At 69.7% G+C, this 26400-nt stretch carries 26 protein-coding genes and 1 pseudogene; 14 read left to right on the top strand and 13 right to left on the bottom strand.

Features of this window, described 5'->3' with window-relative positions:
* Window positions 1-84 precede the first annotated feature (84 nt).
* Genes ACLJTM_RS21515 through ACLJTM_RS21500 form a run of 4 tightly spaced genes read right to left on the bottom strand, consistent with a single transcriptional unit; the run spans window position 85 to window position 3699 of the window.
* Entirely contained in the window at window positions 85-591 is a 507-nt protein-coding gene (locus ACLJTM_RS21515; protein ID WP_411105269.1) for a MarR family winged helix-turn-helix transcriptional regulator, read from the bottom strand.
* 41 nt (window positions 592-632) lie between these two features.
* Complete coding sequence (locus ACLJTM_RS21510; protein WP_411105268.1) at window positions 633-1061, bottom strand: STAS domain-containing protein; 429 nt, start codon at window positions 1059-1061, stop codon at window positions 633-635.
* Entirely contained in the window at window positions 1058-2098 is a 1041-nt protein-coding gene (locus ACLJTM_RS21505) for a B12-binding domain-containing protein (protein WP_411105326.1), read from the bottom strand. The genes ACLJTM_RS21510 and ACLJTM_RS21505 overlap by 4 nt, the downstream gene beginning before the upstream one ends.
* A 35-nt stretch (window positions 2099-2133) precedes the next feature.
* Window positions 2134-3699, bottom strand: coding sequence for a PP2C family protein-serine/threonine phosphatase (locus ACLJTM_RS21500; RefSeq protein WP_411105325.1), 1566 nt, complete (start codon window positions 3697-3699; stop codon window positions 2134-2136).
* Window positions 3700-4145: 446 nt separating this feature from the next.
* On the opposite strand from ACLJTM_RS21500, the gene ACLJTM_RS21495 reads away from it, so the two are divergent.
* Both ACLJTM_RS21495 and ACLJTM_RS21490 read left to right on the top strand, forming a co-directional pair.
* Complete coding sequence (locus tag ACLJTM_RS21495; protein WP_411105267.1) at window positions 4146-4478, top strand: STAS domain-containing protein; 333 nt, start codon at window positions 4146-4148, stop codon at window positions 4476-4478.
* A 58-nt stretch (window positions 4479-4536) separates the two neighbouring features.
* Window positions 4537-4959, top strand: coding sequence for an ATP-binding protein (locus tag ACLJTM_RS21490; RefSeq protein ID WP_411105266.1), 423 nt, complete (start codon window positions 4537-4539; stop codon window positions 4957-4959).
* 688 nt (window positions 4960-5647) lie between these two features.
* Here the strand turns inward: ACLJTM_RS21490 and ACLJTM_RS21485 are convergent.
* Entirely contained in the window at window positions 5648-6097 is a 450-nt protein-coding gene (locus ACLJTM_RS21485) for an SRPBCC family protein (protein ID WP_411105265.1), read from the bottom strand.
* Window positions 6098-6403: 306 nt separating this feature from the next.
* Here ACLJTM_RS21485 and ACLJTM_RS21480 point away from each other — a divergent pair, with 306 nt between their 5' ends.
* The 3 genes from ACLJTM_RS21480 (at window position 6404) to ACLJTM_RS21470 (ending at window position 8670) form a co-directional block, all read left to right on the top strand.
* Complete coding sequence (locus ACLJTM_RS21480) at window positions 6404-6718, top strand: hypothetical protein (protein WP_411105264.1); 315 nt, start codon at window positions 6404-6406, stop codon at window positions 6716-6718.
* A 791-nt stretch (window positions 6719-7509) separates the two neighbouring features.
* A complete protein-coding gene (locus ACLJTM_RS21475; protein ID WP_411105263.1) occupies window positions 7510-7953 on the top strand; it encodes an ATP-binding protein in 444 nt (147 codons plus the stop codon).
* A 303-nt stretch (window positions 7954-8256) separates the two neighbouring features.
* On the top strand, window positions 8257-8670 hold the full coding sequence (locus ACLJTM_RS21470; protein ID WP_411105262.1) for an STAS domain-containing protein: 414 nt from the start codon (window positions 8257-8259) through the stop codon (window positions 8668-8670).
* Window positions 8671-9282: 612 nt separating this feature from the next.
* Here ACLJTM_RS21470 and ACLJTM_RS21465 read toward each other — a convergent pair.
* Both ACLJTM_RS21465 and ACLJTM_RS21460 read right to left on the bottom strand, forming a co-directional pair.
* Window positions 9283-9876, bottom strand: coding sequence for a hypothetical protein (locus ACLJTM_RS21465; RefSeq protein ID WP_411105261.1), 594 nt, complete (start codon window positions 9874-9876; stop codon window positions 9283-9285).
* Between the two features lie 219 nt (window positions 9877-10095).
* Window positions 10096-10533: a hypothetical protein gene (locus ACLJTM_RS21460; RefSeq protein WP_411105260.1), complete on the bottom strand. Its 438-nt coding sequence runs from the start codon at window positions 10531-10533 to the stop codon at window positions 10096-10098.
* A 224-nt stretch (window positions 10534-10757) separates the two neighbouring features.
* Here ACLJTM_RS21460 and ACLJTM_RS21455 point away from each other — a divergent pair, with 224 nt between their 5' ends.
* The gene (locus ACLJTM_RS21455; RefSeq protein WP_411105258.1) at window positions 10758-11069 is read left to right on the top strand and encodes an ATP-binding protein; all 312 of its coding nucleotides are present in this window, start codon (window positions 10758-10760) and stop codon (window positions 11067-11069) included.
* A gap of 173 nt (window positions 11070-11242) precedes the next feature.
* On the opposite strand, the pseudogene ACLJTM_RS21450 reads toward ACLJTM_RS21455, so the two are convergent.
* Window positions 11243-12153 (bottom strand): annotated as a pseudogene (locus tag ACLJTM_RS21450) (IS5 family transposase).
* Between the two features lie 35 nt (window positions 12154-12188).
* Between ACLJTM_RS21450 and ACLJTM_RS21445 the strand changes: the two are divergent.
* Window positions 12189-12818, top strand: coding sequence for a class I SAM-dependent methyltransferase (locus ACLJTM_RS21445; protein WP_097872253.1), 630 nt, complete (start codon window positions 12189-12191; stop codon window positions 12816-12818).
* A gap of 373 nt (window positions 12819-13191) precedes the next feature.
* On the opposite strand, the gene ACLJTM_RS21440 is transcribed toward ACLJTM_RS21445, so the two are convergent.
* Entirely contained in the window at window positions 13192-13626 is a 435-nt protein-coding gene (locus ACLJTM_RS21440; RefSeq protein WP_411105257.1) for an SRPBCC family protein, read from the bottom strand.
* A gap of 581 nt (window positions 13627-14207) precedes the next feature.
* On the opposite strand from ACLJTM_RS21440, the gene ACLJTM_RS21435 reads away from it, so the two are divergent.
* The 7 genes from ACLJTM_RS21435 to ACLJTM_RS21405 all read left to right on the top strand — a co-directional run bounded on the left by ACLJTM_RS21435 (window position 14208) and on the right by ACLJTM_RS21405 (window position 19521).
* Window positions 14208-15083, top strand: coding sequence for an MBL fold metallo-hydrolase (locus ACLJTM_RS21435; RefSeq protein WP_411105256.1), 876 nt, complete (start codon window positions 14208-14210; stop codon window positions 15081-15083).
* 298 nt (window positions 15084-15381) lie between these two features.
* Window positions 15382-15708, top strand: a complete 327-nt coding sequence (locus ACLJTM_RS21430; protein ID WP_411105254.1) for an STAS domain-containing protein — start codon at window positions 15382-15384, stop codon at window positions 15706-15708.
* Entirely contained in the window at window positions 15705-16106 is a 402-nt protein-coding gene (locus ACLJTM_RS21425) for a hypothetical protein (protein WP_411105253.1), read from the top strand. Before ACLJTM_RS21430 ends, ACLJTM_RS21425 begins: the two co-directional genes overlap by 4 nt.
* Before the next feature lie 262 nt (window positions 16107-16368).
* On the top strand, window positions 16369-16644 hold the full coding sequence (locus ACLJTM_RS21420; RefSeq protein WP_411105252.1) for an isoamylase early set domain-containing protein: 276 nt from the start codon (window positions 16369-16371) through the stop codon (window positions 16642-16644).
* Between the two features lie 144 nt (window positions 16645-16788).
* A complete protein-coding gene (locus tag ACLJTM_RS21415) occupies window positions 16789-17997 on the top strand; it encodes a PP2C family protein-serine/threonine phosphatase (RefSeq protein ID WP_411105251.1) in 1209 nt (402 codons plus the stop codon).
* 202 nt (window positions 17998-18199) lie between these two features.
* Window positions 18200-18613, top strand: coding sequence for an STAS domain-containing protein (locus ACLJTM_RS21410; protein ID WP_411105324.1), 414 nt, complete (start codon window positions 18200-18202; stop codon window positions 18611-18613).
* A 137-nt stretch (window positions 18614-18750) separates the two neighbouring features.
* The gene (locus ACLJTM_RS21405; RefSeq protein ID WP_411105250.1) at window positions 18751-19521 is read left to right on the top strand and encodes an ATP/GTP-binding protein; all 771 of its coding nucleotides are present in this window, start codon (window positions 18751-18753) and stop codon (window positions 19519-19521) included.
* Between the two features lie 1184 nt (window positions 19522-20705).
* Here ACLJTM_RS21405 and ACLJTM_RS21400 read toward each other — a convergent pair.
* The 4 genes from ACLJTM_RS21400 to ACLJTM_RS21385 form a co-directional block, all read right to left on the bottom strand.
* Window positions 20706-21353, bottom strand: a complete 648-nt coding sequence (locus ACLJTM_RS21400; protein ID WP_411105249.1) for a LuxR C-terminal-related transcriptional regulator — start codon at window positions 21351-21353, stop codon at window positions 20706-20708.
* Window positions 21341-22579: a sensor histidine kinase gene (locus tag ACLJTM_RS21395; protein WP_411105248.1), complete on the bottom strand. Its 1239-nt coding sequence runs from the start codon at window positions 22577-22579 to the stop codon at window positions 21341-21343. Before ACLJTM_RS21395 ends, ACLJTM_RS21400 begins: the two co-directional genes overlap by 13 nt.
* 71 nt (window positions 22580-22650) lie before the next feature.
* The gene (locus ACLJTM_RS21390; RefSeq protein ID WP_411105247.1) at window positions 22651-25176 is read right to left on the bottom strand and encodes an ABC transporter permease; all 2526 of its coding nucleotides are present in this window, start codon (window positions 25174-25176) and stop codon (window positions 22651-22653) included.
* Window positions 25173-25919 (bottom strand): ABC transporter ATP-binding protein, encoded by a 747-nt coding sequence (locus ACLJTM_RS21385; RefSeq protein WP_411105246.1) that lies wholly within the window; start codon window positions 25917-25919, stop codon window positions 25173-25175. The genes ACLJTM_RS21390 and ACLJTM_RS21385 overlap by 4 nt, the downstream gene beginning before the upstream one ends.
* Window positions 25920-26400 lie beyond the last annotated feature (481 nt).

The raw sequence follows: 26400 nt of genomic DNA, 5'->3' as shown, positions 1-26400 counted from the left end.
CCTCCAGGCCTGGCGGGCCGGGCGTGCTATTCCAGTCCGGCCGCGCCCGCAGTTCTACGAACAGCACGGTCGTCAGTTTGTTGGTCAGGCGGCAGGCTGGTTCTCCTGCGCGCGGGGGTCGGCGTCGGCGGTGGCGGTGATGCCGTGGCGGAGGCCTTCGAGGCCTTGTGCGAGCGCGTGCCGGCCATCGGGGGTCATCGCGTCCAGGACGAGGGCGAGACGGCGTTCGCGGGTGGCGCGGATCTCGGCGAGGTGCTGGTGGCCGGTGGGGGTGAGGCGGAGGGTGACTTCGCGGCCGTCGCCGGAGCAGGGTTGGCGGCGGAGGTATCCGGCGGCTTCGAGGCGGTCGCAGAGCCGGGTCATCGAGGGGCCGGCGGTGCCCAGGAGCTGGGCCAGGGCGCGCATGTGCAGGCCGGGTCGGCGGTCGATGAGGCACATCAGGCGTAGTTGCGTCGCAGTGACCGGTGACGTCGTGGCGCTGTGGCGGGTGGTCTCGTAGAGGACGTCGAGGAGTTCTGCAATGTCGCCGACCGATCGCGTCAGGTCGGTGGTGAGGGTGGTGTGGTGGGGCCCGGGGGCCGGTGTGGGCATCTGCATTCCCTCGTGGGCGGGGTGTGGCCCGCGGGTGTCGGTCAGGTGGTGTTCCTCGGCATCGCGGTGTCGGCCAGCCGAGGGTCTTCGACTCCGCCGCCCCGCATCTGTTTGGTGGAGAATGCCAGGCGGTTGTCCTGGCTGTTGCAGGTGAAGTGGTCCAGGGTGCCGGTGACCTTCAGCATGCGCTCCAGCTCCTGGGGCCGGTTGTCGAGATGCAGCTGCACCCCGGCCGTATCGGTGTGTCGCCGGGTCATCAGCAGGACGGACAGGCCGCTGGAGTCGACGGTGGCCGCGCCCGCGAAGTCCACACGGACATCGAGGGGCCGGCCGGGCTCGGCGAGCGCGGCGGTGACCATGTCGAGGAGCGCATGGGCGTCGGGGTAGTCGAAGTCGCCCTGCAGGGTGATCCGCACGGCGTCCGCCGTGTCGGTGCGGATCAGGCGCAGCGGCCCGGGTGTGGAAGTCATTGGGCGCCGCCGACGGTGACCGGCGTAGTGGTGAGGCGTGCGGTCGCGTGGCGCAGGATGTCGGTTGCCCGCGGGAAGTCCTTGAGCTCGCGTTCCAGGATGTTCAGGGCGGGCGGGAGGCTCTGGGCTGGTACGCCGCGGGCTTGGAGGATGCTTGCGGTCCACAGCAGGAAGCGGGAGAAGAGTGCTTCGTCGCCGGTGTAGAGGGCGACGCCGAGGAATTCCACGATGTGCGCCAGGTCCTCGGCGGTGCGTTCGCGCTGTGCCTCGTCGTAGCCGCGCATGGCCGGGTACTGCTCCTGCAGCGCGGTGAAGACGGTCCGTACGAGTTGGGGGCGGGTGCGGGCGACCATCGTGTACTCCTGGTCGGCCAGGTGCGGGAGGTCGTCGATGGGCTGGTGGTCGGGCTGCGGGCGCGGCAGCGGGTGGTGTTCCAGTCGGTCCGCGGCCGCACGGGCATCCGGTGCCCATGCGTCGGCGCCGAGCAGGCGGGCGTACTCGCCGTCGGGGCCGAAGGCGGCTCCGCCGGCGAGGACGGGGGTGCCGGCGGCCTGGCAGGCGGTGATCGTGGCGTGCGCGGTCGGCAACCGGGTCGGGATCGAACTCGACAGCGCGATGACGTCGGGGCCGGTGCGGTGGATGTGCGCGACGAGGTGCGGGGTGGGGACGTGGGCGCCGAGGTAGTCGACGTGCCAGCCGCGCAGCTTGAGGACTTCGGCGACCAGGCGGGCCGGCAGGCCGTGCCATTCACCGTCCACGCACGCCACCAAAACCCGCCCGCGCGACGGCTCGGTGCGCGCCGCGGGGTGTTCGGTGACCACCGTGACGGCGCGCTCATTGATCGCGGTTGCGGCGTGTTCCTGCGCGACGGTGATGTTGTTGGCGGCCCATTCCTCGCCGACCCGGCCCTGCACCCGGGCGATCACATCCAGCAGGACCTGCTCGGGGTCCGCACCGTCATCGAGTGCCTGGCGGACCACGGCAGTCGCGGTCCGCTCGTCACCGGCCAGGACCGCAGCCCACATCCTGTCCACCATGGATATGAGCGGCTCTGCGGTGACCTGCTGGGTACTCACGCTGTGAACCTGCCCCTCGTGTGTCCGTCCACCGCGCTGAGGTGGTTGCTCTTAGGTGCGGTGATCACCACGACGGCCATGTCGTCGTGGGCGCCGGTGCCGACCCACTCGGAGGCGAGCATCTGCACCCGTTCCACCACTGCTTCCGCCGGCATCCCTACGCACTCGGCCAGTGCCCGCTGCAGGCGGGTATCACCGAACATGGCGCCGCCCAGCGGTCCCCCGCGGGCCTCGGTGATCCCGTCCGTGTAGAGGACGCACGTCTCGCCCGGCGCGAGGGTCACCTCGGCTGTTCCGGCGGTCACGGCCGGCAGGGCCCCCACCAGCGTGCCGTGCGTTGCCGCTTCCTCAACTCTTCCGTCCGCGCGCACGATCAAGGGCGCGGGATGCCCGGCACTGGTCAGCCGCAGCTTCACCGCGTTGCCCTCACGGACGGCGGAGGCCAAGACCATGGTCGCGAAGCGCGTGTGGTGGGAGCTGAGGAGCGCAGTGTTCAGGAGGTTCAGCATCCGCTGGTGGTCATCCGCCATCGGCAGCAGGGCGTGGAGGGTGTTACGGATCTTGCCCGTCATCACCGCCGCTTCCAAGCCCTTCCCGCACACATCCCCCAGGACGATGAGGGAGGCCTCACCCTCCACGGCGGCGGGGTGGACGTCGTAGAAGTCCCCGCCGATCCGCTCGTGGTCCTGCGAAGGCCGGTAGCCGCCCGCGTACTCCACCCCCGAAATCTGGTGCAGCGTCGGCGGCAACAGGTCGTGCATCAGGGTCTCGCTGATCGACGCCTGCTCCGCATACAGACGTGCCGCCGACATCGCTGCCCCGGCCCGGGCTGCGAACAAGCGGGCGAAGACCTCTTCCTGCTCGCTGAAGTGGTCATTGCCCGCGCGGCGCAGCAGGACCAGGGCGCCGGCGGGGACACCGTGCCCGGGGAGCGGCGTGATCACTATCGACCCCACCGTGCCGAACGCCTCGGGGATGAGCCAGTGCGGGGCGGTCGCGGGGTCGATCCAGCGCGAGGGCACCGGCGGGAACCCCTGCAGGGCCTCGGCCAGCCCGGGCACGTCCTCCGCGGACGCAGTGACCTTCGACGACTGCGGCGTCCCGCCGCTCAGGCAGGACACGACCGGCAGCTTTCGGCCGCGGGCGGGAGAGATGACCAGGGCCGCGTCAGCGAGGTGCTCGGCGGCCATCTGCGCGGTCACGTCCATGCACCGCTCCAGGTTCAGCGAGGACAACAGCAGGTTCGACGCCTGCGTCAAGAAAGCGGTGCGCTCCCGCTCGATCCGCAGCGCCTCACGGGCCAGGCGGTGGTCGGTGTCATCGACCAGCCACCACACCACCGTCCCGTCGTCGCACACGGTCGGATGGGCTTCATAGGAGCGGTGGCCGACCAGGCCTTCGACCAGCCGGTCGGTGCCGGTATCGCCCGCCGGCGGTCCGGCGGGCGCCGGAATCAGACAGCGGGCGTGGGCATCCGACAGCCACGCAGGCACGGCATCCGCGATCGGGGCGCCGGGGCGGGCGTCGGGGAACAGCAGACCGGCGACCTCGTTGACGAACATCACAGTGTTCTCGGCGTCGACCACGAGCACGGGGTAGGGGGCCTCACTCCACGGCGCGCGCACCGCGGTGGCGGCTTCCTGGGTGGGATTCAGCAAATTTGTTGAGGCCCGCTGTGCGAACCCCTCACCTCATAGGCTCTCGGAGAAATTTGGTTGCCTTCCGGCAACCATCCCGCATCCGTCGCCATTCCGGCAACCGGCCACCCCTTCCAGCACCGTCCCACACCGCCCGCACACCCCTCCCACACAACGCTTTCACGAACGAAGTGAGAACCGTCACCGCAGCAGTACGGCAACCAACCCCGACGTACGCTCAGGACCGGTCTGCCAGACCGGGTAACTCCATATCTGGGCGCCTGCCGCCGGGTCACCCGCGACTCGGAGCAGCGGACGCGTGTACGAGGATGGCGGACATGATCGGAGACAGAGACGAGACAGACGCTACGGTGGCCAGCGAGATTACCCCCGAGGGTGTCACCGTGATCAGCGTCCACGGCTATCTGGACGACGACACCAGCCCCGCCCTCAGTGAAGCCCTGACCGCAGCCGCCTCAGACAACGGCTGTTCACGCACCGTGCTCGACCTGTCGATGGTGAAGTTCGCGGACTCCTCCGCCCTCCACACACTCCTGGCCGGCCAGGAGACACACGAGACGACCGGCACCGTCATGATCCTCGCCGGGCCCTTGCAAGCCGCCGTGAACCGCCTGTTCGAGGTCACCAGTACCGGGCCTGTCTTCCGGTGGGCCGACACCGTGCAGCAGGGAATGACATGCTGACCATCGCACCGCGACCGGTCCGGTGTGCGACTCCTCACCACAGGGCAGGCGAAACCACATGATCCCGCCCGCGGCAGCCGACCACACCCCAGACCCTGGGCACCATCACGACAGTGCCCAGCCGGCAGCCGCCACCCCGGCGACGGCCCGCCGCCAGGTCACTGCCCTGCTCCGCACCGCGGGCAAGGACCTTGAGAGCGTCGCGGCCATCGACGCGCTCCTGGTGACCTCAGAACTCGTCACCAACGCGATCCGCCACGGCGGAGGCATCATCGCCTTCCACGCAGCCCTCACCGACGGCATCCTCCGTCTGACCGTCAGCGACGCCAGCCCCCACCACCCCATCCCCAGCCCCACCGACCACGGGACGTCCGGCGGATACGGATGGCCCCTCATCCAACGCCTCACCGACCACATCGACATCACCCCCCACCCCCACGGCGGCAAGACCATCACCACCCGCCAACGCCTGGCACCGTAACCGCCCGCATTTTCGGGGCAGACCAGCGCAGCAGCGGCATCAGGGTCTGGACCATGGCAATACATCGGGGACCCTTCGCGAACGAAGCCTCCCGCGCGTCGTCGGGTCACAACGTGCGTGCTGGGCGCCTGCCACTCGCCACGGGGCGAGCGTGATGAGCCAATGTCTCAGGCGGCGCGCACGACGTGGGAGGAGCCGCCCCCGCCACTCCACCAGCTGGGTCGTCGAGCGCGTTGGCCGGCTCGATACCCCCGAAGGCTTCCATCAAGACAATCAAGTCGTGGTCCGAGTAGGCCAGGCCCAAGACCTCCTCGCGCACGTCACGGTGCCTGGTGACCTGCCGGCCGGCGCTGGCATGGCACCGGTGCTGCACAACGATGGGCACATTCCACATGCCTCCAGGGTGCGCTGCGGGGAACGTCCACGCCCCCGACCAGCGGAAAGGTCTTCTCATCGTGCCCGGGTCTGTCGGGGCGTACTGCACTCTGCGCCGAGCATGAAGCGCCCCTGTTTCCGGGTTGTCGTGCGTCGATGGAGCCGGGCGCGGCATCGCACCCTGGCCCCATTCACGGCCCGGCCTCAAGGTGACTCAAGGGCTCACACCACGTTCACACCCGTTCCAGGCCCGGAACGGAATGCCGGTGGTGCCGGGGAGGCTGGTGTTCACTCGGTGAGGCTGGCCAGGGGGTCAGACCTCGCCGCGCCAGGAGCCGGTCTCGTGGCCGCGGCCCTCGATGTAGTCCTTGAACCGCTTCAGGTCACCGGTGATCTGTCGCTTGACGACACCGAGCTTGTCGCCGACGTTCTCGGCGAGACCGTGCGGTTCATAGTCGAGCTGCAGCATCACCTTGGTCCGGCTGTCGTCCAGACGGTGGAAAGTGACCACGCCCGCCTGCTTGACCTCGCCGCCCAGCGTCGTCCAAGCCACCCGCTCGTCCGGGATCTGCTCGGTGATCTCCGCCTCGAACTCCTTGGTCACTCCGCCGATCTTCGTCACCCAGTGCGTCATGGTGTCGGTCCGCTGTTCGATGCGCTCCACACCGTCCATGAAGTGCGGGAACGACTCGAACTGCGTCCACTGGTTGTAGGCGGTACGCACGGGGACCTCGACCTCGATGGACTCTTCGACCTGCGACACGGGAGCATCCTTCCTCTTCGCCGGCCGGACGGCGTCCGGCCGTACTCTCGGAGCCCTTCCCCTACCCCGCTGCGGTGTCCCCGTTTCCTGTGTCCATGACCCCGGACAGACGCACGATGGCCGGGCCTGCCTCCTCTTTCGCATGCCGCATGCCGCACGCCGCCTGCCGTGTGTACCCTCGCTCGTCACTCCGCCACCCGGCCGGGACGGGCGGTTCGCCACCTTGCGCCTTTCCACCGGCGTCGGCTGTGCGCCGACGCGACCTGGCCAGTCCGGCTTGTCAGTACCCCTCTTTACAGTTGCACTGTGAACGAGAAGGAGCTGAAGCCGCTGGTGGACGAGATCCGCCACGTACTTGCTGCTGGCGGTTTCGCGGACCTTGAAGGCACTGACCGAGGGCCGATCGTTCAAGAAGAGGCGCACGGCGTGCTCATCACCTGGCAGGCAAGCGTGCACGCCGTCCTCAGCATGGACGGGCGCGGCGACCAGCTGGAGCGCCTGGTGTCCCTGCACGACATACGGCAAGTCGTCGGCCATGCCCTGACAGCGATTCTCGAACGCGCCGGACTCCTCGTCGACCCCAGCCCGGCTGATGGCCTCTTGGTGACTCGAGCGGGCTGACAGCCGTCCCGGGCGGTTGTTTCGGTAACGCCCTACCCGTCGACCGGCACCGGCACATGCCGGTGGCGGCTTGAGCAGCGGGGTGACGGCGCCGTCACAGCCGTTGTCTATCCGGTACGCGTTCCACGGCAGGGGCGCGGCGCGGTCGACCACGCGCACGTGCAGGGCATGGAGGACGACGGCGTCGGACGGCGACCGGCCCTGGACTGTGATCCGCACCGTCGCCTCCCCGCCGTGTACGGCACCGTGCGTCCCGGCCCACGCCTCGGAGTCGGCCGCGACCGGCGGCGGGGCCGCGGTGTGTTCGCACCGCCAGCGCCGGAACGTGTGCGGTGGTGAGGGCCCCGCCGACAGCCGCAGCAGGTGCCAAGGTGTGCCAAGTCGCTCATGCGGCGCCAGTAGTGGGCGAGGTCTCCCCGCCATTCGACGATGTGTGGATCGTCGATCACGTTGGCTGCCTCGACCACTCCGGCGGATTCGAGGAGAACGATCAGGTCGTTGGTCCGAGTGGGCCACCCCCAGGACGGCCTCTCTTCCTTCACGGTGCAGGGTGACCTGGCGGCCGCCGCTGGGATGGCACCGGTGGACGACAACGGGCGCGCTGTCCATACCTCCAGGGTGCTCCGCGGGAAGCTCCGGTGCAGCCCGTCCGCCCTCACCTTCCCCATACGAGCAGTCACCCTGGGATCGAAGCATGATCGTGTGCTCATAGGCCACGGGAATGTCAGTAAGGTCCGGGGTGACAGCGTCTGCCGGAGGCCGGCCGTAAGAGAATCAGGACGGGCAACCCCATGGATATGGCAGGGGAGGGTGTCGATCGACGCCCGCTCATAGCGTTCTCCGCTGTCTTCGAGGGCACCGAAGAGATCGCAGAAGCCCGGCGCCTTGCCTGCGCGTTCCTGGACGAGGTGGAGAGCGTCCACGGGCTCAAGGTTTGCGACCGCGCCGTGGCCCTGGTCGAGCTGGTCGTCAGCGAGCTCGTCACCAATACCCGCAAGTACGCCCCCGGTCCCAGCGAGATGACGCTCGAGGTCCACGACGGCTGCGTCGAGGTGTCCGTCTGGGACAGCAACCCGAACCCACCCGCCGTACTGCCGCCCGACCCGTTCCGGGTGGGCCAGCACGGCCTGGAGATCATCGTCGCTGCCGCACGCACCTTCCGCGTCCACCGGGAGCCGTTCGGCAAACGGATCACAGCGTCCATCACGTTGGCCGACGACCCCGGTCCGAACTGAGGCCGGTACCTCTGGCGCAGGCGCCGGCTTCAGACATCTGCCCGCTCGGCTCTGATTCCTCGCCGCCCAGATCATTCCGCTCGTCTGAAGCGCCCGGCCGGCTGGGAGCACCCGGCCGGCTGGTGAGACCAGCTGAGAACCGAGCCAGCCCCTCTGGCCCGGCAGACACCGGACAGGCGACATCGCAGACCGCCCGGCCGTATGACCAGCGCAGGAGGGCGCAGGCAGCGCCCCGGATGCTGAAACGATGCATATACGTCGAGACCGGTCATGCATCAGGCGCCGAGCCAAAGGTGTGTGAGGATGCAAAGCACGGACGGCAGCCAGCCATCCACGCCCGTGGGGCGGATCCGATGGCCCGCATACGTGAAGGAGACGGTTATCCAAGGCGACCAGGTAGAGGTACTGCCTGACGAGAACGGGGCTCGGGTGATCATGTGCCGGGGATCTTTCGACCTGGACACTCTTGCCCCATTTGCTGCGGCCGCGCAGGCCGCCGCGGTGGATCCCTCCGTCCGGCGGATCATCCTTGACATGTCGCACGTGAGTTTCGCCGACTCATCCCTGCTCAATCTCCTCGTAGTCCTTCACCGCACCGGACGCCTGATCCTGGCCGGCCCCCTCCCTGACCGGGTCACCCAGCTTCTGCAGCTCACCGGCATGGACGCGGTGCTGACCATCGCCGAAGGTCTGCCCGGCGCCCGGGCCCTTCCCTGACCACGCGTTCGAGTGGGCTCCGGGCCGGTTCGCTGGGCGAGTCGACCCGGGGGTGTCAGGAAGTGCCGTGCGGACCGGTCCCAGTGGTTCCGCTCTCCGGGGCGCGGGTCGTACAGGGCGCGGCCGCCGGCGCCGAACTGCCCGAGCTAGGTCCGGGTGCGTTGATCTGGCCCGGGGCCACAGAGCACAAGCGGCCGGAGATTGGCCAGCCCTGATGAGGGACCTGGCCCATGAGGACTATGGGGTGTCTGGGCCTGCCCGACCCGGCGCATTACGTCCAGCCTCATGGCCAGCGTGGGCGCCTTGTCCAACCGCGTCGGCGTGACAGGCTGGTCCGTGGAACCCGCCCCGGTCCTCATTTGCACGTCGGCCCGGGCGGGCCGCCACCACCCCGGAGCGGCAGTCCCGGGTCAGAGGTAAGGGCGCCACCGTCCGAAGCGGGCCAGCGAGGCCGGTCGCCACGCGCGCATGCTGGCAACGCGTCGGACAGTCAGGACGGCTTCCTCGACCAGAGCAGCCATCCCGCCATGCCCGCCCCCACGGCGCACGAAGACGTCCAACAGGCCCTCCGCCGCCGCCCCTAGGGCTGGGCTTGCCTGCCCACGATTCGGGCTAGCACCGGTGAGACCAGTGGTCGCTGGACGGCATGTGCGGCGACAAGGTGCGGGCAAGCTCCCACATGCCCCTCGCCTGCTCCTCCGGGCGTTGCTGCTCGCCGTGCAGGGCGTTCAGGATGAGTACGCCGCCAGTCAGCGCGGGGACCAGCCACTGCGCGTACGAGAGGTGCCGCTCCGCCTTGCCCGTATCGAAGGAAGCAGCGGCTTCCTCCGCGTCCTGGGGGTCCGTGGAGGAAGCGAGTTCGATCTTCTTGCCGAGCATCCGGGCGTAGCCCGTGGCAGCCAGTGCAGCGCCAGTCAGAACGGTCTTGGCCAGCGTGGACGCTGCCACTCCCTGCTGCGTGGCGACCCGGGGTGCGTTCACGGCGAGCAGCCCACTGGCGCCGACCAGATGTGCGCCGATCGCCGCCGCGTTCACCGGCGTCCACTTCGCCCAGCCGTCGCTGGCGATCCGGGCATTGTCCCGCCAGCTGCCGCTGTAACCCTTGGCGGCCCCGTTGAGGCCGACCGCCCCCATCAGCGATCCTCCGAACCAGGCGGCCAGGCCCACATCGTGCAGGCTGCGCAAGACGGTATTGCGTTCGGACATGTCAGGGGCTCCTCAACAGGACGCGGTGCGGTATGCCGGCGTGCGTCGGCACCACGGTCACCGTCGCCCGCGCCTTCACGTTCTGCCAGGGCGGCTGGGCCGAACGGCCGCTTCCACCGAGCGCTACGACGGGTGGCGGTTCGTAGTCCACTCACCGGGCAGCGCGCTCGCCATCCGCCTCACCGGTGCAGGTCAGGCGCAGTAGCCCGGGCGTGCGGGCTATTCGGCATCGGCGCCCTCCACAGTTACAGGCGCCCTGAACATCCTGGAACGAGAGCTGAAGGACTTCCGCGGGCAACCGGCATCCTGCCCTACCCGGCCGTGCGCCTGACCACTACGACGGGTGGCAGGCTCTGGCTTGAACGCCGCGGCCTTGAGGATGTGTGCGGTCCACAGCAGGAAGCCGGAGGGAAGTGCTTCGGCGGTGTAGAGGGCGACGCTCAGGAATTGCACGATGTGCCAGGTCCTCAGGGCGGTGTGCTCGCGCAGCCGCCGCGGGCAGCAGATATTCACCCACCGTAGTCGCCCTGCCGACGTGAAGTTCGCGGGTTCCTCCGCCGCCCTTCCTGACCGCCCAGCAAGCACACCAGGTCCAGGGGCACCGTCCATGTCCTCGCCGAGGCCCTGCAGGCCGCCGTGAACGATGTTCAAGGTCACCGGTACCAGGGACTGTTTTACGCTGGGCTGACAGCGTGCAGCAGGGGATGACATGCTGACCATCGCACCGCGAGAGGTCCGGTGTGCGGCTCCTCACCTCAGGGCAGGCGAAACCACATGATCCCGCCCGCTGCAGCGGACCACCCTCCCGCCCGCCAGCACCCCACGCCCATGCCGGCGCGGTAGCCGCCACCCCGGCGACGGCCCGCAGCCAGGTCACCGCGTTGCTGCGCACCGCGGGCAGCGACCTCGAGAGCATCGAGGCAGTCGACGCGCTCCTGGTGACCTCGGAACTCGTCACCAACGCGATCCGTCACGGCGGCGGCATCACTGCCTTCCACGCCGCCGTCACCGACGATGGCCTGCGTCTGATCGTCAGCGACGCCAGCCCCCAGCACCCTGTCCCCCGCCCCATCGACCATGAGATTTCCGGCGGATACGGCTGGCCCCTCATCCAACGCCTCACCGACTACATCGACATCACCCCCCAAGCAGACGGCGGCAAGACCATCACGACCCACCAACGTCTGTCCTGACCCGGGATCCACCCATCGCCTAGCCCCGTTTTTTCGGGCAGCAACACACAAGGCACATGAGCGACGCAGCCGCAGCCCAGGCGATCGCCGCATACCTGGCATGGTCCACCCACCGAGCCGAACCCCGACGGCGTCGGCGGTCAAACCGCACGCCATTGCCGTACCGACCCGTGCTAGGGCCTGTCTGACACATGATCACCCGTGGACTCGCGGAGCCAGAGGATCAAGGAAGCCAGGACAACTCCGGCACGGTAGCGGTCGCCGAGCTTGTCGAACCGGGTCGCGATCGCGCGGAACTGCTTGAGGCGGGCGAAGCATCGTTCGACGACGTTGCGGTCGCGGTAGGTGACCTTGTCGAAGGCCGGCGGCCGGCCGCCGAGGGCTCCGCGTCGGCGGCGGTTCGCCGCCTAGTCGCGGCGCTGGGGGATCGTGGCAGCGATGCCCCGGCGCCTCAGCAGATGACGGATGGACCTGCTGGAATACGCCTTGTCACCCAGCCCACGGTCCGGTGTCGTGCGCGGGCGGCCCGTGCCGAGGCGCGGGGTGCGGATGCCGTCGAGGACCTGGCCGAACGCCGTAGCGTCGTTGGCGTTGCCGGGCGTGAGCACAATCGACAGGGGCAGGCCCCGGCCATCGACGGCGAGATGGACTTTGGTGGTCAGTCCGCCTCGGGAGCGGCCGAGGGCCTGGCGCGCCTGCGAGCGGCCCGGAACTTCCAGTTCGTCCCCGTTCGCATCCCCTTTTTGCGGGCGCCGACTGCGTGCTGGTGGGCTCGGTTGATGGTGGAGTCGACGGAGACGGTCCATTCCACCCGGCCCACCGCGTCATCGCGGACCTGAACATGCTCCAGCAACCGTGCCCAGGTGCCGTCCGCCTCCCCGCGGGCGAACCGCTCGTAGACTGTCTGCCACGGCCCGAACCGGTCGGGAAGATCCCGCCGCGGAGCCCCGGTCCGCAGCCGCCACAGCACCCCGTTGACCACCTGCCGGTGATCACGCCACGGACGGCCCCGTCCGTCCACCCGAGGCAAAAGGGGCTCTATCCACCTCCATGCCGCATCCGTCAACTCACCTCGACCTACCACAAGATCAATTATCAGACCGCTATAGAGTCCTGCCCGTGGCGAATCACCAGGACGAGACCAGGACGGCCTACGACGGTGTCGTCGAGCTATACGCATCGCTGTTCGCAAACCGGCTGGAGACACAGCCTTTCTCCCGGGCCATGATCGGCACCTTCGCCGAACTGGTGCGCGCGACGGGCAACCTGCGGGCAGCGGACGTCGGGTGCGGGCCCGGACATCTGACAGCCATGCTGCACGAACTCGGCCTGGACGCCTTCGGACTCGACCTTGCCTCCGGCATGGTCGACCACGCCCGGCAGGCCCATCCGGCGCTGCGCTTCCAAGAGGCGCGGATGGAATCCCTGCCGATCGAGGACGCCGCGCTCGGCGGCGTACTGGCCCACTACTCAATGATCCACACCCCTCCTGGAGAACTTCCGGAACTGCTCACCGAACAGGTGCGCGTCCTGGCGCCGGACGGTCTGCTCCTGGTCTCCTTCTTCGGGACCGACGGACAAGAACCGGTCCGGTTCGACCACAAGGTGGCGCCCGCCTACAGCTGGCCGGTGGATCGCCTCGCCGAACTGCTGGGCGATGCTGGGCTCGATCCCTTCGCCCGGCTGCTCCACGATCCAGCCTCTGATCGGGGCTTCCTCGACGCCCATCTACTGGCCCGCCGTTCGTAGCCACTGCCCAGTCCCCCAGCCGATCGGCGCACCTCCAGATTGCCAGCTCAGCCGAATCTCGCTGATCAGACTGGAATTGTCAGACAGGCCCTAGCCCTGCTGGAGGCGATGATCTCGGCCGCCAGTTCGGTGGGATCGGTCTGCCGTTGCTTGTGGGTGTAGCCGCGCACGAATGCTTCGTACAAGGGCCGGCCGATAAGCGAGATCGCCTTCTGTTCGAGGTTGGCCGCGGCGGCGGTATCGGCGGGTGACCGTGCGCCGCCCGTTGCGGTCGGCGCCTGACTGTCGGGAGTCGGCGGCCCGTGGCTCCGCCGGCCGTTGTGTCTGCGCGCTGCGCCGCGCGCTGTTCCGGGGTGGGTCAGGCTTCGCCGCGTCAGGCACCGGTTTCGGTGCCGCTCTCCTCGATGAACTTTTTGAACCGCTGGAGGTTTCCGGTGACCTTGCGGTCGATGAAGCCGAACTTGTCGGCCATCGTTTCCGCCAGTCCGTCGGGGTCGAAGTCCATGCGCAGGGTGACTGCGGTGCGGGTGGGATGGATGGGGTGGAAGGTGACGACGCCGGACTGCTCGGTCTCTCCGCCGATGGTGACCCAGGCAATTCGCTCGTCCGGGACCTGCTCGGTGATCTCGGCATCGAACTCCCGGTCCACCCCGCCGATCTTGGTCACCCAGTGAGTGAGGGTGTCATCGACCTGCTCGACACGCTGCACGCCGTCCATGAACAGCGGGAACGTCTCGAACTGGGTCCACTGGTTGTAGGCGGCGCGGACAGGGACGTCGACCTCAATGGATTCCATCACCTGGGACACGGTGGAGGGTTCCTTCCGGTAGGGCTGTGGGGCGGCGATCTGGGACGGGTGGATACCTGCCCGCTGACCGCGTCCGCCTGCCGGCCGGGCCGGTGAACCGCTCGGACGGACGCTCGCTTTCGACAAGACGGCGGCCCAGTGCCGTAGGACCTGGGTCCGCAGACCTCCGGTGTCGGCGTGGTGGAGCCCGGACGGGGCAGGCGCAGTCCTGGGGGAAGCGCGTGGAGGAGGTAGTCATGCTTCGTCCTTTGACCGTGGCCCGGGCCCCGGGACTGATGAACGTGGCGGGTGGTCTGTGGCCGGTGGTCTCGTTGCGGACGTGCGGGCGGTTCCACGGTGCCGCGACAGACGGTTGGCTTCAGAAGAGGAGCAGCCGATTCCTGGCGTTGGCGGGAGCCGGCATGCTGGTGACGTTCTTCGCCATTGACCTGGTCTATGTTCTGCGACGGCGTATCCCAGCCACCTACCTGATGGACGCGGCCGAGGGAGCAGCCTGGTGCTCAGCGGCCGACACCAAGGCATGTCGCGGGCGCGCCAACGGGGCGCGTGGTCGGCGCACGTCGGCGGGATGAGGTCCGGCCATGTATGCCCGCGGCACCGGCCGGCTGGAGATCGAAGTCGTCGGAAACGCCACTCTGCTGCTGAGGTACGGCAACGTCACTTTGCTGACCGACCCCAACTTCCTCCACCGAGGCCAGTACGCCTACCTGGGCAACGGGCTGGTCAGCCGACGTCTGCGCGAGCCCGCACGTGCGGTGGAGGAACTACCCGAGCTCGATGCCATCGTGCTCTCGCATCTGCACGGTGACCACTTCGACCGCGTGGCCCGGCGCAGCCTGGATCACCACCTGCCGGTATTCACCACGCCCCACGCGGCACGCCGCCTGCATACCCTGTACGGGTTCCGTGCGGCGCAGAGCCTGCCGATCTGGCAGGACGCGTGGGTCCGCAAGGCCGATACGCAGGTGCGGATCACCGCTCTGCCGGCCCGGCACGCGGGCCACCCAATACTGCGTCGGCTGCTGCCGCCCGTCATGGGCACACTCTTGCAGTTCGGGCCGTTGGACGGTCCGGCAGGCGTCAGCCTGTACCTCACCGGCGACACCCTGCTCTTCGAGGGGCTGAGCGAGATTCCCCGGCGGTTCCCGGGTATCGACCTCGCCGTGCTGCACCTGGGAGGGACCACTCTGCCGGGCGGCCTGCTCGTCACGATGGACGCCGAGCAGGGAGTCGAACTCGCGCGCAGGCTGGACCCGGTCCGAATCATGCCCGTGCACTACGAGCAGTACACCGTGATGAAGTCGCCCCTGTCCGCCTTCCTCGACGCTGCGCAGCGCGCCGGTCTGTCCGACCACATCGTGCACTGCGCGCCCGGAGCCACCACGGTCTTCAACGGCGCCGACAGCCAGCGCGGGCAGCGCCCGCATCTGCCCGGTCCGGACGGGACCGCCGAGTAAACGACCGTAGTCCGAAGTTGCCGGTCTACCGGGCCCCGTCTGTGGGGGAGCGGCGACTGCACACGGAACGAGACGGTGTGGTGTTCTGGGCCGTGACGTGACACGCTCATGGCACAACCAGCCTGGTCTGGTGGGAGACCCCGCGCTGCCGTACGGCCACATTTGGGTGGCTGGTGGACGGTACGGGTGGTCTCGCTCGGCTGTGGGCGGCTTCGATGGCCGCCCGCCTGACGGCCTACCCGTCCCTTTTCCCGGGGGCCGACCGTGATGGGCCTGATCCGAGACGGCGGATCGAACCATGCATCACACCCTCGACATCGACGTCACCGTACAGCCAGACCGGGCTGTCGTGACCGTGGCGGGCGAACTCGACACGACCACCTGCCCCCACGTCACGGCAGCGACGGATGCGATCGTCCTGCACGGCAGGACCCTGATCCTCGATCTGTCCGGCGTATCGTTCATGGACTCCAGCGCCCTCAACATGCTCCTCGCCCTGCGACAGCGCACTTGCGCCGAGGACGGCGCGCTGGAGCTGTGGGGTCTGCATGATCAGGCTCTGCGTCTGCTGGACCTTACCGCCACTCGCTCTGCGTTCGTGCTGCGTACCGGCCTGGCGCGATGACGACCATTCCTGCCGCGGCAACGATGCGCGGGGAAGGCCGCCGCGTCGTGAAGGAAGCAGAGAGTGGGGCGGCGGCTCGGGGATGGCAGCCAGTGGCCGGTGAACGGGATCAGGCCCGCGGGCTGCTCGCCGGCCTCGCTGCTGCGCAACCGGCCACAACGATGGACGCGCGCGTGAACCGGCTGCGGGAGGCGGTGGTGAACTGCGCCGAGATCGGAGCCGCAGCACACACCCGCCTCGGGCAGCTCGTCGGTGCATTCGTCGTTATCCTCGCACCCATCATGCTCTGGCATGCCGACGGCCCTGCCTCCCACTCCCCCGACACCAGTGAGATAGACGACGCGGAAGCCGCGGTACAGGAACTCAGAACACTCCTGGCCACCGTGTACCACCTCTGATGTCCGCGCCTCAGGACGCGAGGGCGTCTCCCGCCCGGCGCCGCGCGCCCACCGCGGCTCCCCGGCCGCCATGGCGGGAACGCCGATCGCCGGCAGCACGCCCGCCACGCCGCCCATCAAGCCCTACAGCACGTTTGCCGCGGGATGAGGCCGTAACGCATTGGGGCGGGCGGGTGCCGTCGTGTGGCGCGTCGCACGGTATTGCGTGGGGTGGGCCCGGACGATGAGTGCGATCCGATTCCCCACTGTGCGGAGGTGTGTCGTGTTGCAACGCAAGCCGGTAAAGGACCGTACCGAGGTCACATTCGTCCTGCCCGCCGACATCCCGTCCGGGCCGGTCAGTGTGGTGGGTGATTTCAACAACTGGCAGCCTGGTGTCCACACCCTGGCCCTGCGCAGTGATGGCACCCGGGCGGTGACTGTCGTCCTGCCCGGCAAAAGCGAGCACTCCTTCCGGTACCTGGCAGCCGGTGACTACTGGTTCAACGAGGAGCATGCGGACAGCCACGAGGGCGCCAACAGCCTCCTGCGCACCTGAACCAGGCGAACACGCCGTGAGCGCGGGGCCCGGACACGGCCTGTGTGAAGCCCGCGCCGCATCAGGGGTCCTGCCCTTGCGGCGGCGGCGCATGCTGGGAGGGGGACATCCTTGGAGGATAAGGACGTGGACCGGTCGCCGGACATGTTGAAGATGCTTACCCGGGTCCTGGACGACGGGCACCTGCGCTCGTTCGATCAGCTGCCGGCCCTGGTGGCCGCCCATGCCGGTCAGGCAGGCATGGACGACGTGCGGATCTTCCTGGCCGACCTGCGTGAGCAAGTCCTGCGAGAGGCCACCGGCCTAGGCAACGACGCCGCCGAAGGCGGCGAGACGCTCCCCATCGAGGGCACCCTGCCCGGCCGCGTATTCACCACCATCCGTCCCCTGCCAGGCCCGGACGGCACCCCCCGCCGGTGGTGGGTGCCCATCCTCGACGGCACCGAACGCATCGGTGTCCTTGGCGCCGACCTCGCCGACGGCATCGAGCCGGACCAGCTGAACACCCTGGCCTCCCTCGTAGGCCTGCTCGTGGTCGCCAAACGACCCCATAGCGACGCCTACCCCCGCCTGGTACGCACCGAGGCGATGAACCTCGCGGCCGAGTTGCAGTGGAATTTGATGCCGCCGCGCTCGTTCGCCAACGAAAAGGTTGTGGTCGCCGCAGCGATGGAGCCTGCCTACGAGGTCGGCGGCGACGCGTTCGACTACGCGACCGCCGGTGATCAAGTGCATTTGGGCATTTTCGACGCCATGGGTCACGACAGCCACGCCGGGCTGGCGGCGAACCTGGCGGTGGCGGCCTGCCGCAACGAGCGTCGCAAGGACACCGGCCTGGTCACCACCAGTGAACGCGTTGAGGAACGCCTGATCGAACACTTCGGGCACAGCACCTACGTCACCGCCGTCCTCGGTGACGTCAACGCCGACACCGGACTCTTCAGCTGGATCAACCGGGGCCACCACCCGCCCATCCTCATCCGCTCCGGCCGCTGGACCACGGCCCTGTCCTGCCCGCCCGCCCACCCCCTGGGCACCGCTTTGGGCCTGCCCGTCACCCTGTGCCGCGAACAGCTGGAGCCCGGCGACCGCATCCTGCTCTACACCGACGGCATCACCGAAGCCCGCGACCAGAACGGTCGCCCCTTCGGCATGGACCAGTTCACCGACTTCGTCATCCGTCACCACGCCAACGGCCTGCCCGTCGCAGAGACCCTGCGCCGACTCATGCGGGCCGTCCTGGACCACCACAACGGACGCCTGGCCGACGATGCCACCGTCCTGTGCCTGGAATGGAACGGCCCCAGCCGCAACAGAGAACTCCGCCCCACAGGCCCCGAACACCCCGCATGATCCGTGGCAACGGGCGCACCAAGCCTTGGATCTGCACCGCGCAGGTGTCGGGACAGCGGCATCAGGACGCCGTACCGAGATGCCCGTGGCCACGTTGATGACGGCGCTGGGCGAGCCGTGCACCCGCTTGGTGGAACACCGCGCCAGGATGGGGCCCGTAGGCGCCACGCGCCTGTGGGCGGGAGGAGACCCTTTGATCAATGTGGACGTCCAGCATCGCGGCAATTCGGTTCTGCTCAGCGTCACGGGCGAGCTCGACGAGGACGCGGGCGCCACGCTTCAACGCTCTCTGGACGGTCTCACCGCCGGGAAGCGGGACCTCCTGGTCGACCTGCACGGCGTGCTCTCCATGGACCGCGACGGCCTCCTGCACCTGCTTGAGCTGCACCGGCGCGCAGAGAGTCTGGGCCTGCGGGTCCTTGTCACCGGCTGGCAACCCCAACCCCAGCAGGTGATGGCCGAGGTCGCCGGGATCCCCGGACCAGGGTCGGCAATCGGCGAACGGTACGCCCTGGCGGGCTTCCGCCGGCTGATCGAACAACGCGCACAGTCCTCACGCGACCTGGCGGATTTCAGTGCCTCATGGCTGCCTCCCGGACGGCTGCCTCACGGATAGAAACCCGGCAGCCCGTAGCTGGGCGCGCCCGGCGTGCGGCCGCTGCAGTCCGACAGGTTCACCCCGGACGACCGGCGCGGGCGCGTCCCGGCGCGGCGGGAGCGCTCAACCGCCACCAGGTCTCGGCCTGCCGCGGCGTGATCCTCTCCGGCGCCTCCGGCACGGGCAAGACGACCGCGCTCACCCAGCTCGGCCGCGCGCACGAGCTGGCCACCCGCAAGCGCCACCAGCACGACCGCTCCCGCCTGCCGGTCGTCTATGTCGCTGTTCCGCTTGCGACCACCCCCAAGATGCTCGCGATGGAGTTCGCCCGGTTCTTCGGGCTGACCTTCCCGGCCCGGGCCACCCACACCGACGTCGTCGACGCCGTCTGCCACCGCCGCGCACGTCGACCTGGTCCTGGTGGACGGGATGCAAACCTCAACCTCGGCTCCCGCTCCGGGGCGGAAGCATCCGACCAGCTGAAGTACTTCGCCGAGCGGCTGCCGGCCACGTTCGCCTACGCGGGCATCGACATCGAGAGCCAGGGCCCGTTCGCCGGCACGCGCGGCCGGCAGATCGCCGGACGGTTCGTCGTCATCCCCGCCGCCCCGTTCTCCTACGCCACCACCGGCGACAAGGACGCCTGGCGGGGCCTGATCGGCACGCTGCAATCCATGCTCCGCCTCCACGAGCACGCGCCGGGTACGCTCAGTGCGATGAGCGACTACCCCTTCCACCGCACCGGCGGCATGATCGGCAGCCTGTCGCACCTCATCCGCGGCGCCGCCGTGCTGGCCATCGAGGACGGCAGCGAGGCCATCACCCAGGATCTGCTGGAGATCGTCCCGATCGACTTCGCCGCCGAGCAGTCCGAACAGCTCACCTCTCCGGCCAAGGCGACCGGGCGGCGGAGGCGCGCGGCCTGATGCTCCGCACGCTCCCCGACCCCGTCCCGCCCGCCCGGCACGAGATCCCCCCGTCCTACATCAGCCGCCTGGCCACCCTGCACGGCCTGGGCATCAACGGCCTGTGGTTACAGGTCGCCCAGCCCGCCTACCCGAGAGGCGGCCGCCGCGTCGTCGTCCGCGAACGGCTCGCCGCGCTGACCGGCCGCAGCGTCCACGCCCTGGCCGGGGCGCGATGCCGAAACTGCGCGACCAGCCGCCGAACTGGTAGATGTTCCGCCACCAGCCGCAGACCGGCTGCCACCTCTGCGACGCCCGCCATCCCGGCGGCCGTGTGGTCCGGCTCCTGCCCGCCACACCTACGTCTGCCTGCGGCACGGCACCTGGATCGGCCCGCCCGACATCGACCACCCCGCCGTCGATCTCACCCGGCTCCCGGACATCATCGACGCGCAGCGGCGCCACCTGCTCTGCGGCGCTACGGCTGGGCCGCCACCGACGACGCGGTGCTGACCGGCCTCATGCTCTGCGCGCACATGTGGTCCCCGGAGGGGCGCCCGTCGCCCTTCGGCCGCTGGGACCTCGACATCCTCATCCCCTTCGACCGGGAGAAGCACAGGACTATGTCGGCTTCAGCACCTCGAAGCTGTACGCCGCGGTCTATCCCGAAGCCATCGCCCTCGCACCGCTGATCGCCTCCCCCTACTGGCGACGGCTGGCCGGCCGCACTGAAGCCGAGCAGGCCCGGTTCTTCGCGGAGGTCGCGGGCCGCGTCACCTACCCCTACAGCCCGCCGGACCGGAGCGCTGACGCCGTCGCGCACTGGGCCCTCGCCGACTGGCGACCGCCCAGCCGGCCCCTGACCACCTACACACCCGGCCGCGTCCGCGGCACCCTGCCCGGCGTCGCCGCGAACCGCCTCGTCCGGCACGGCACGAAAAGAGCGCGTTGTGGTTCAGCCGGCTCCGTCGGAACCAGGGCCGCACGCTCCTCTTCCATAGCCACCTCAAACCGGTTCTCCTGCGTGACGGCGCACCCCAGTACGTGAAGTGGAAAGGCACCGTCTGGCACAGCACACGTACTGACGACCAGATGAAGGAACAGGTCGCGAAGATGCGCCGCGTAGCTGGGTGAGATGGGAAGGAAGTCAGGCAGGTCGAAGCCGTGGCTTCCCTCGCGGGGGCGGCGGTGAGGGGTCAGGTGGATCAAGCGTTGAGGTAGGTGAGGACGGCCTGTACGCGTCGGTGGGTGTCGTGGGTGAGGGGGAGGTCGAGTTTGGCGAGGATGTTGGAGATGTGTTTTTCGACGGAGACGGGGGCGAGGACGAGGCGTTCGGCGATGGCGGAGTTGGACAGGCCCTGGGCCATGAGGGCGAGGACTTCGTGTTCGCGGGGAGTCAGGCGGGCGAGGCCGGTGTCCTGGCTGTTGCGGGCGAAGATCTGGGCGACGACTTCGGGATCGAGGGCGGTGCCACCGGCGGCGACGCGGTCGAGGGCGTCGAGGAAGGCGTCGATGTCGGTGACGCGGTCCTTGAGGAGGTAGCCGACGGCGCCGTGGCCGTCGGCCAGCAGTTCGGCGGCGTAGGTGCGCTCGACGTACTGCGACAGAATGATCACGGGCAGGGTGGGGGTGTGGCGGGCGCGGACCTCGATGGCGGCGCGCAGTCCTTCGTCACGGAAGCCGGGCGGAAGGCGGACGTCGATCAGGGCGAGGTCTGGCCGGTGCATGTCCACGGCGGTGATCAGGTCGGGCCCGGAGTCGACGCCGGCCAGGACCTCGTGGCCGGTGGCGGTGAGCAGGCGGATGAGCCCTTCGCGCAGCAGGAGCAGGTCTTCGGCGATTACAAGGCGCATGGGATCTCCGCGTGCATGGTGGTGGGACCTCCGCTGGGGCTGGTGAGGGTGCAGGTGCCGTCGAGTGCTTCGACGCGGCGGCGCAGTCCTGTTAGGCCGGAGCCCTCCGGGTCGGCTCCGCCCTGTCCGTCGTCGGTGACCGTGACGGCCAGCGTGCCGTCGGGGCGGGTGTCGACGGTGACGGTGACGGTGGTGGCGTGGGCGTGTTTGGTGATGTTGGTGAGAGCTTCGGCGATCAGGAAGTAGGCGGCGGCCTCCAGCGCGGGTGCCAGGCGGTGGGGCAGGCGGATGTCGGCGGTGACGGGCAGCGGGTGGCCGGCGAAGAGGGCGGTCAGGGCACCGTCCAGGCCGCGGTCGGTGAGGATCGGGGGGTGGATGCCTCGTACGAGGTGGCGTAGTTCGTCCAGGGCGGTGTTGACGTCGGCGCGTGCTGCGGCGAGGTCGGTGCGGGCCTGGTCGGCGGCGGGTCCGAGGGCTTTCAGGCGCCGTTCGGCCAGGGCCAGGGTCATGCCGAGGGCGACGATGCGGGCCTGGGCGCCGTCGTGGAGGTCGCGTTCGATGCGGCGCAGTTCGGCGGCCTGGGCGTCGATGGCGCGGCTGCGGGTGCGAGCCAGGTGGTCGGTGCGTTCGCTCAGTCGCTGGGTGCGGCCGGGCTTGAGCAGTCCGGCCGCCAGGCGGGCCTGGCCGGCGGCCAGGGCGCGTACGAGCCACGCAGCGGCGGGCAGCAGGATCAGCGCGGCCAGCGCCGTCGTGGCCTGCCTTCCTGGTGTCGTGAGCGTCATGAATCCTGGGTCGCCGCGGCGTTCCGGCGGGAGGGCCCAGGCCCAAGCCGGCGAGGTGAGGGCCGCGAGGTCCACGGCGAGGACGACCACGGCGAGGACGGCACAGACCAGGGTCAGCGGGAAGAGGATCGTCATCCAGACCGTGTCGCGCCAGGTGGCGGGGTGGGCGGCCCGTTGCCGGGCACGTCCGGCGACGGTGGCGGGCTCGGCGGCCGGGTAGGGAGTGGGGATTGGGGCGGGCAGGATGAGGGCGGCGCGGCGTCGTTCGAGTCCGGCAAGCCGGCGCACCGCGGTGGTCGCGACTAGGAAGGCGGGGGCGCCCAGGTGGGTGACGACCAGGACCGCGCAGCCGGTGGCCCCGGCCACGACGGTCACCAGGGCCCCGCTGCCTGCGGCCAGGCCCAGCAGCAGATATTGCAGAGACCGGACGGTGCGCTGGAGCATGTCCCGCACTTTACGAACCCCTGGCTTCGTCCGAGCGGCATGGGGGTCGGCCGCCGTCTGGTGTGTTGGCTTCACTGCGCGCTCCGTCCGCCGTGGGCCGTCGCGGTGCGCAGGACCAGGCGGGTGGGCAGGGCTGCGGCGGCCAGACCGAGCAGGCCGGTACCGGTGAGGAGCCCGGTGTACCAGAGAGGGTCGACGATGATGCGCCACTGGCCGTCCTGGGCGCTGCTGAACGTTCCCACGACCACCGCGGCGATCCCCGCACCGACCACGAGGCCGGCAGTGACCGTCAGTACCGCTTCGCGTACGGCCATCGCCCAAACCTGGCGGGCGGTGGCGCCCAGCAGTCGCAGAGCGGCGTACTCGCCGCGGCGGCCGAGGGCGGCCATGGCGAAGGTGTTGAGGACGGCGACGCCGGTGAAGACGAGGGAGATACCGGTCAGCAGGCGCAGCGCTGCCTGCTGGGAGGCGGTTTCTGCGTCCTGCCGACTGGTTGCTGCCTCGTCACCGTACGCGGACAGCTGCGGAAACTGCGCCCGCAACTCCTTCACGGCCGCCGGACTAGGGTTCTGGCCGAGGTGCACGGCTGACACAAGAGGCCGAGTGGTGTGCGCGGCGGCCAGTGAGCCGGGCAGCAGCATGTCGCCGAACCCGGCGGACCGGCCGTACAGGGCCACCACCGGCCGCGAGACATACGTACCGTCCGGCAACCACAGCCCGACCGTTTCACCCACCCGCCAGTGCTGGCTACCGGCCAGGTCCGTACCGACCGCCACCCCCTCGGCGAGCCCGTCCAGGGAACCGCTGGTGACGTTCAGATCCAGCACACCGCCTCCGGTGCGGTACAAGCCCTGGGCGGGATAGTGCTGCGGCTTGCCGCCCTTGCGGACCATGACCTCGCTCGACACGGTCGCATCCACATCCCGTACCCCCGACATCCTGGCCGCCTCTTCGTAGGCGCCCAGCGGCAGGCCGGGGCCGCCGGCCGCGGTCAAGCTCTGGCGGGCGGAGGCGACCCGGGCGTGGGCAGCCTGATCGGTGAGGTCGCTGAGCAGGGTGGAGTTAAGCAACATGGTGGCGTTGAGAGCGAACAGGAGCGCCAGCGGCATCGCCGCCCCCGCCGTCCGCAGCGGGAAGCGCCGGGTGTTGGCCGCGGCCAGACGGCCGGTCGCCCCTGGCAGGACACCGCCCAGCACCGCACCCACCAGCCGGACCAGCCAGGGTCCCAGGGCGGCAGCGGCACAGATCAGCAGCGCGCAGCCGATGAATCCCATGCCCACCCCGATCCCGCCGCGCATCGGCGTGAACACCAGCACCGCCACCGCACCGGCGACCAGTACCGCACCGGTCACCACGCGCCAGATGCCGCCGCTGGCCGGAGCCGCAGCCGCCTCCCGCATCGCCTCAGTCGGAGCGATCCGCGCCACCCGCCGACCGGCGAAGTACGCCGCCAGCCGCGCCGCCCCCACCCCGCAACCGGCCGCGATCAGCAGCGGCAGTGCGCTGCCATGCACGTCAAGAGATGCGGGAACCGCGCCGGTGGCCACGAAACGCTCACCCATCCAGCCTGCCAGACACGACCCGAGCGGAGTCCCCACCACGGCGGCGGCCACGCCCACCGCCCATGCCTCCAGGCCCATCAGCCGGCGCACCTGGCGCGGCGTGGCACCGAGCGTGCGCAGCAGCGCCAGCTCGCGCAGTCGCTGCCGGGCGGCGAAAGCTATGGTCCCGGCGATGACGAACAGGGCCGCGAACACGGTGATGCCGGCCATCGAGCCGAACACTCCGACCGCCCCGGTGTAGCTGACCAGCACAGCCGGTGCGTCGGCCTGTACCCGTTCATCTCCGGTGAGCACTCGCACGTCCGGCCCGGCCGCCGACCGCACCTTGTCCAGCACTGTGCGGCTGTCGGCGTCCGGAGCGAAGCGCAGGGCGAGCGCGGTCACATCGCCCGGCTGGGACAGCCGTTCCGCGTCCGAGGCGGAGAAGAACACCGCGCCTTGCGAGGAAAGCTGCGGCCCGCCGGGGGCGGCGACGGTGCCGGCGAGTCGGAACGAGGCGACCTTGTGCGGCAGGGCCATGTGCACGCGGTCCCCCACATGCACATCGGCATGCCGGGCCAGGCCCGCGTCGAGCACCACCTCGCCGTCCTGGGGTGCGTGTCCGGCAAGAAGCCGGAAGGGGGTCAGGGAGGCGGAGGACCAGGCATGGCCCATCACCGGCGCGGTCGCGTCCGAGCCGCCACCGACCGGTTTTCCGCGCGGTGTGAGCGGCTGGGCGTAGAACGACGTGTCCTCGGTGACCTGCGTGACTCCGGGCACGGTGGCCAGGCGGCCGGTCAGGCCATCGGGGAGCGCGGGCGCACCGGACAGCGGGCGGGTCTCGGTGTCGTCCCCGTCTTGCACGGACACCTGACGCGCGGCGCTGACCACGGCGTCAGCGGCGGTGTACCTGTTGGCTCCGGCCGGGGAGGACAGAGCGGAGAACAGCAGCGTGCCGCAGGCGGCGACCAGCGCCACCGCCAGGGCTGTGCCGAGAAAGGTCCCGGCGAATGACCACCAGCGGTGGCGCACGGTGGCAAGAGCGAGACGGATCATCGGGCACTCAGCTCCGTCATCACCGCGGCCACCCGCGCGGCCGAAACGTCGCTCGTGGAGGAGTGGACCTGACCGTCGGCAAGGAACAGGACCTGGTCCGCCCAGGCAGCGGCAGCCGGGTCATGCGTGACCATCACCACCGTCTGCCCCAGCTCGTCCACCGCCTCCCGTAGCAACGCCAACACCTCATGCCCGGCAGCCAGATCCAGCGCTCCGGTCGGCTCATCGGCGAACAGCACCTGCGGGCGTCCGGCCAGCGCCCGCGCGACCGCAACCCGCTGCTGCTGGCCGCCCGAGAGCTGATCCGGGCGAGCACTCTTGCGCCCGGACAACCCCACGCGTGCCAGCACTTCATCCGCCCAGCGCCGGTCCGGCCGCACCCCGGCCAGCCGCTGCGGCAGCAGCACGTTCTGCCACACCGACAACGCCGGAACCAGGTTGAACGACTGGAACACGAAACCCGCCCGACGACGGCGCGCCCGCGTCAGGGCCGGCTCCCGCAGCGCACCGATGTCCTCCCCGGCCAGCCGGACACGCCCGGCACTGGGACGCTCCAGGCCAGCCGCGCAGTTCAGCAGCGTGGACTTCCCGGACCCGGAAGGACCCATCACCGCCGAGAACGTGCCCGCCGCCAACCGTGCGCTCACCCCCCGCAGCGCGGGCGTCCCGCCACCGCCGGGGTAGGTCTTCGACACGTCTTCCAGCTCAACCGCAGCGGCTACCGGATCACTCGCGAGGTACATGCTCTCAAGCCTCGCGAAAACGCAGCCGCACGCCCACATGGCCCACTCGTAACCTCAAGGTAGGGATAGCCCTACCTTGCAAGCAGGGCGGCTACGTACAGCGAACAAAACACCAGATGACCGCTGACGGCCCGCGCGCCCGTGTTGTCAGGCACCGACACGGAAACCGCAAGATCGAATTTCACACGCCGTCCTTACCGCCTGCACTCCCCAGTTTCGTCCCGCAGGTAGTCGCTGTGCACGCCCGAAAGGTCGCACGACACCAGACATTGATCTCCCGCCTAGGTCCCACGCAATCCGGACCGACATCTCAACGCGGGGTGACGCACTGGGATTTCAACCCGGTTGTCAGTCCGAAGTGGGCAGTGAAATCTCAGCGTTTCGTCCCCAGGGGGCACGGTTGCCCAGGCAGGCGCAGTAGGCGGGTGCCGGGAGCACGGCTATCGGGCATTCCTGGGAGCGGTCATGCGCCGTTGCCGTA

The organism is Streptomyces sp. cmx-4-9, from assembly GCF_046548835.1.
In the GTDB taxonomy this organism is placed as follows: Bacteria; Actinomycetota; Actinomycetes; order Streptomycetales; family Streptomycetaceae; genus Streptomyces.
Note: the sequence above shows the minus strand (reverse complement) of the source record. Positions and strands in the feature narration are given on the sequence as shown.

Coding starts and splice junctions, on each gene's coding strand:
- ACLJTM_RS21515 (WP_411105269.1), bottom strand. CDS start 591: ATGCCCACACCGGCCCCCGGGCCCCACCACACCACCCTCACCACCGAC.
- ACLJTM_RS21510 (WP_411105268.1), bottom strand. CDS start 1,061: ATGACTTCCACACCCGGGCCGCTGCGCCTGATCCGCACCGACACGGCG.
- ACLJTM_RS21505 (WP_411105326.1), bottom strand. CDS start 2,098: ATGGTGGACAGGATGTGGGCTGCGGTCCTGGCCGGTGACGAGCGGACC.
- ACLJTM_RS21500 (WP_411105325.1), bottom strand. CDS start 3,699: ATGTTCGTCAACGAGGTCGCCGGTCTGCTGTTCCCCGACGCCCGCCCC.
- ACLJTM_RS21490 (WP_411105266.1), top strand. CDS start 4,537: ATGATCCCGCCCGCGGCAGCCGACCACACCCCAGACCCTGGGCACCAT.
- ACLJTM_RS21475 (WP_411105263.1), top strand. CDS start 7,510: ATGGATATGGCAGGGGAGGGTGTCGATCGACGCCCGCTCATAGCGTTC.
- ACLJTM_RS21470 (WP_411105262.1), top strand. CDS start 8,257: ATGCAAAGCACGGACGGCAGCCAGCCATCCACGCCCGTGGGGCGGATC.
- ACLJTM_RS21465 (WP_411105261.1), bottom strand. CDS start 9,876: ATGTCCGAACGCAATACCGTCTTGCGCAGCCTGCACGATGTGGGCCTG.
- ACLJTM_RS21435 (WP_411105256.1), top strand. CDS start 14,208: ATGTATGCCCGCGGCACCGGCCGGCTGGAGATCGAAGTCGTCGGAAAC.
- ACLJTM_RS21430 (WP_411105254.1), top strand. CDS start 15,382: ATGCATCACACCCTCGACATCGACGTCACCGTACAGCCAGACCGGGCT.
- ACLJTM_RS21425 (WP_411105253.1), top strand. CDS start 15,705: ATGACGACCATTCCTGCCGCGGCAACGATGCGCGGGGAAGGCCGCCGC.
- ACLJTM_RS21415 (WP_411105251.1), top strand. CDS start 16,789: ATGTTGAAGATGCTTACCCGGGTCCTGGACGACGGGCACCTGCGCTCG.
- ACLJTM_RS21400 (WP_411105249.1), bottom strand. CDS start 21,353: ATGCGCCTTGTAATCGCCGAAGACCTGCTCCTGCTGCGCGAAGGGCTC.
- ACLJTM_RS21395 (WP_411105248.1), bottom strand. CDS start 22,579: ATGCTCCAGCGCACCGTCCGGTCTCTGCAATATCTGCTGCTGGGCCTG.
- ACLJTM_RS21390 (WP_411105247.1), bottom strand. CDS start 25,176: ATGATCCGTCTCGCTCTTGCCACCGTGCGCCACCGCTGGTGGTCATTC.
- ACLJTM_RS21385 (WP_411105246.1), bottom strand. CDS start 25,919: ATGTACCTCGCGAGTGATCCGGTAGCCGCTGCGGTTGAGCTGGAAGAC.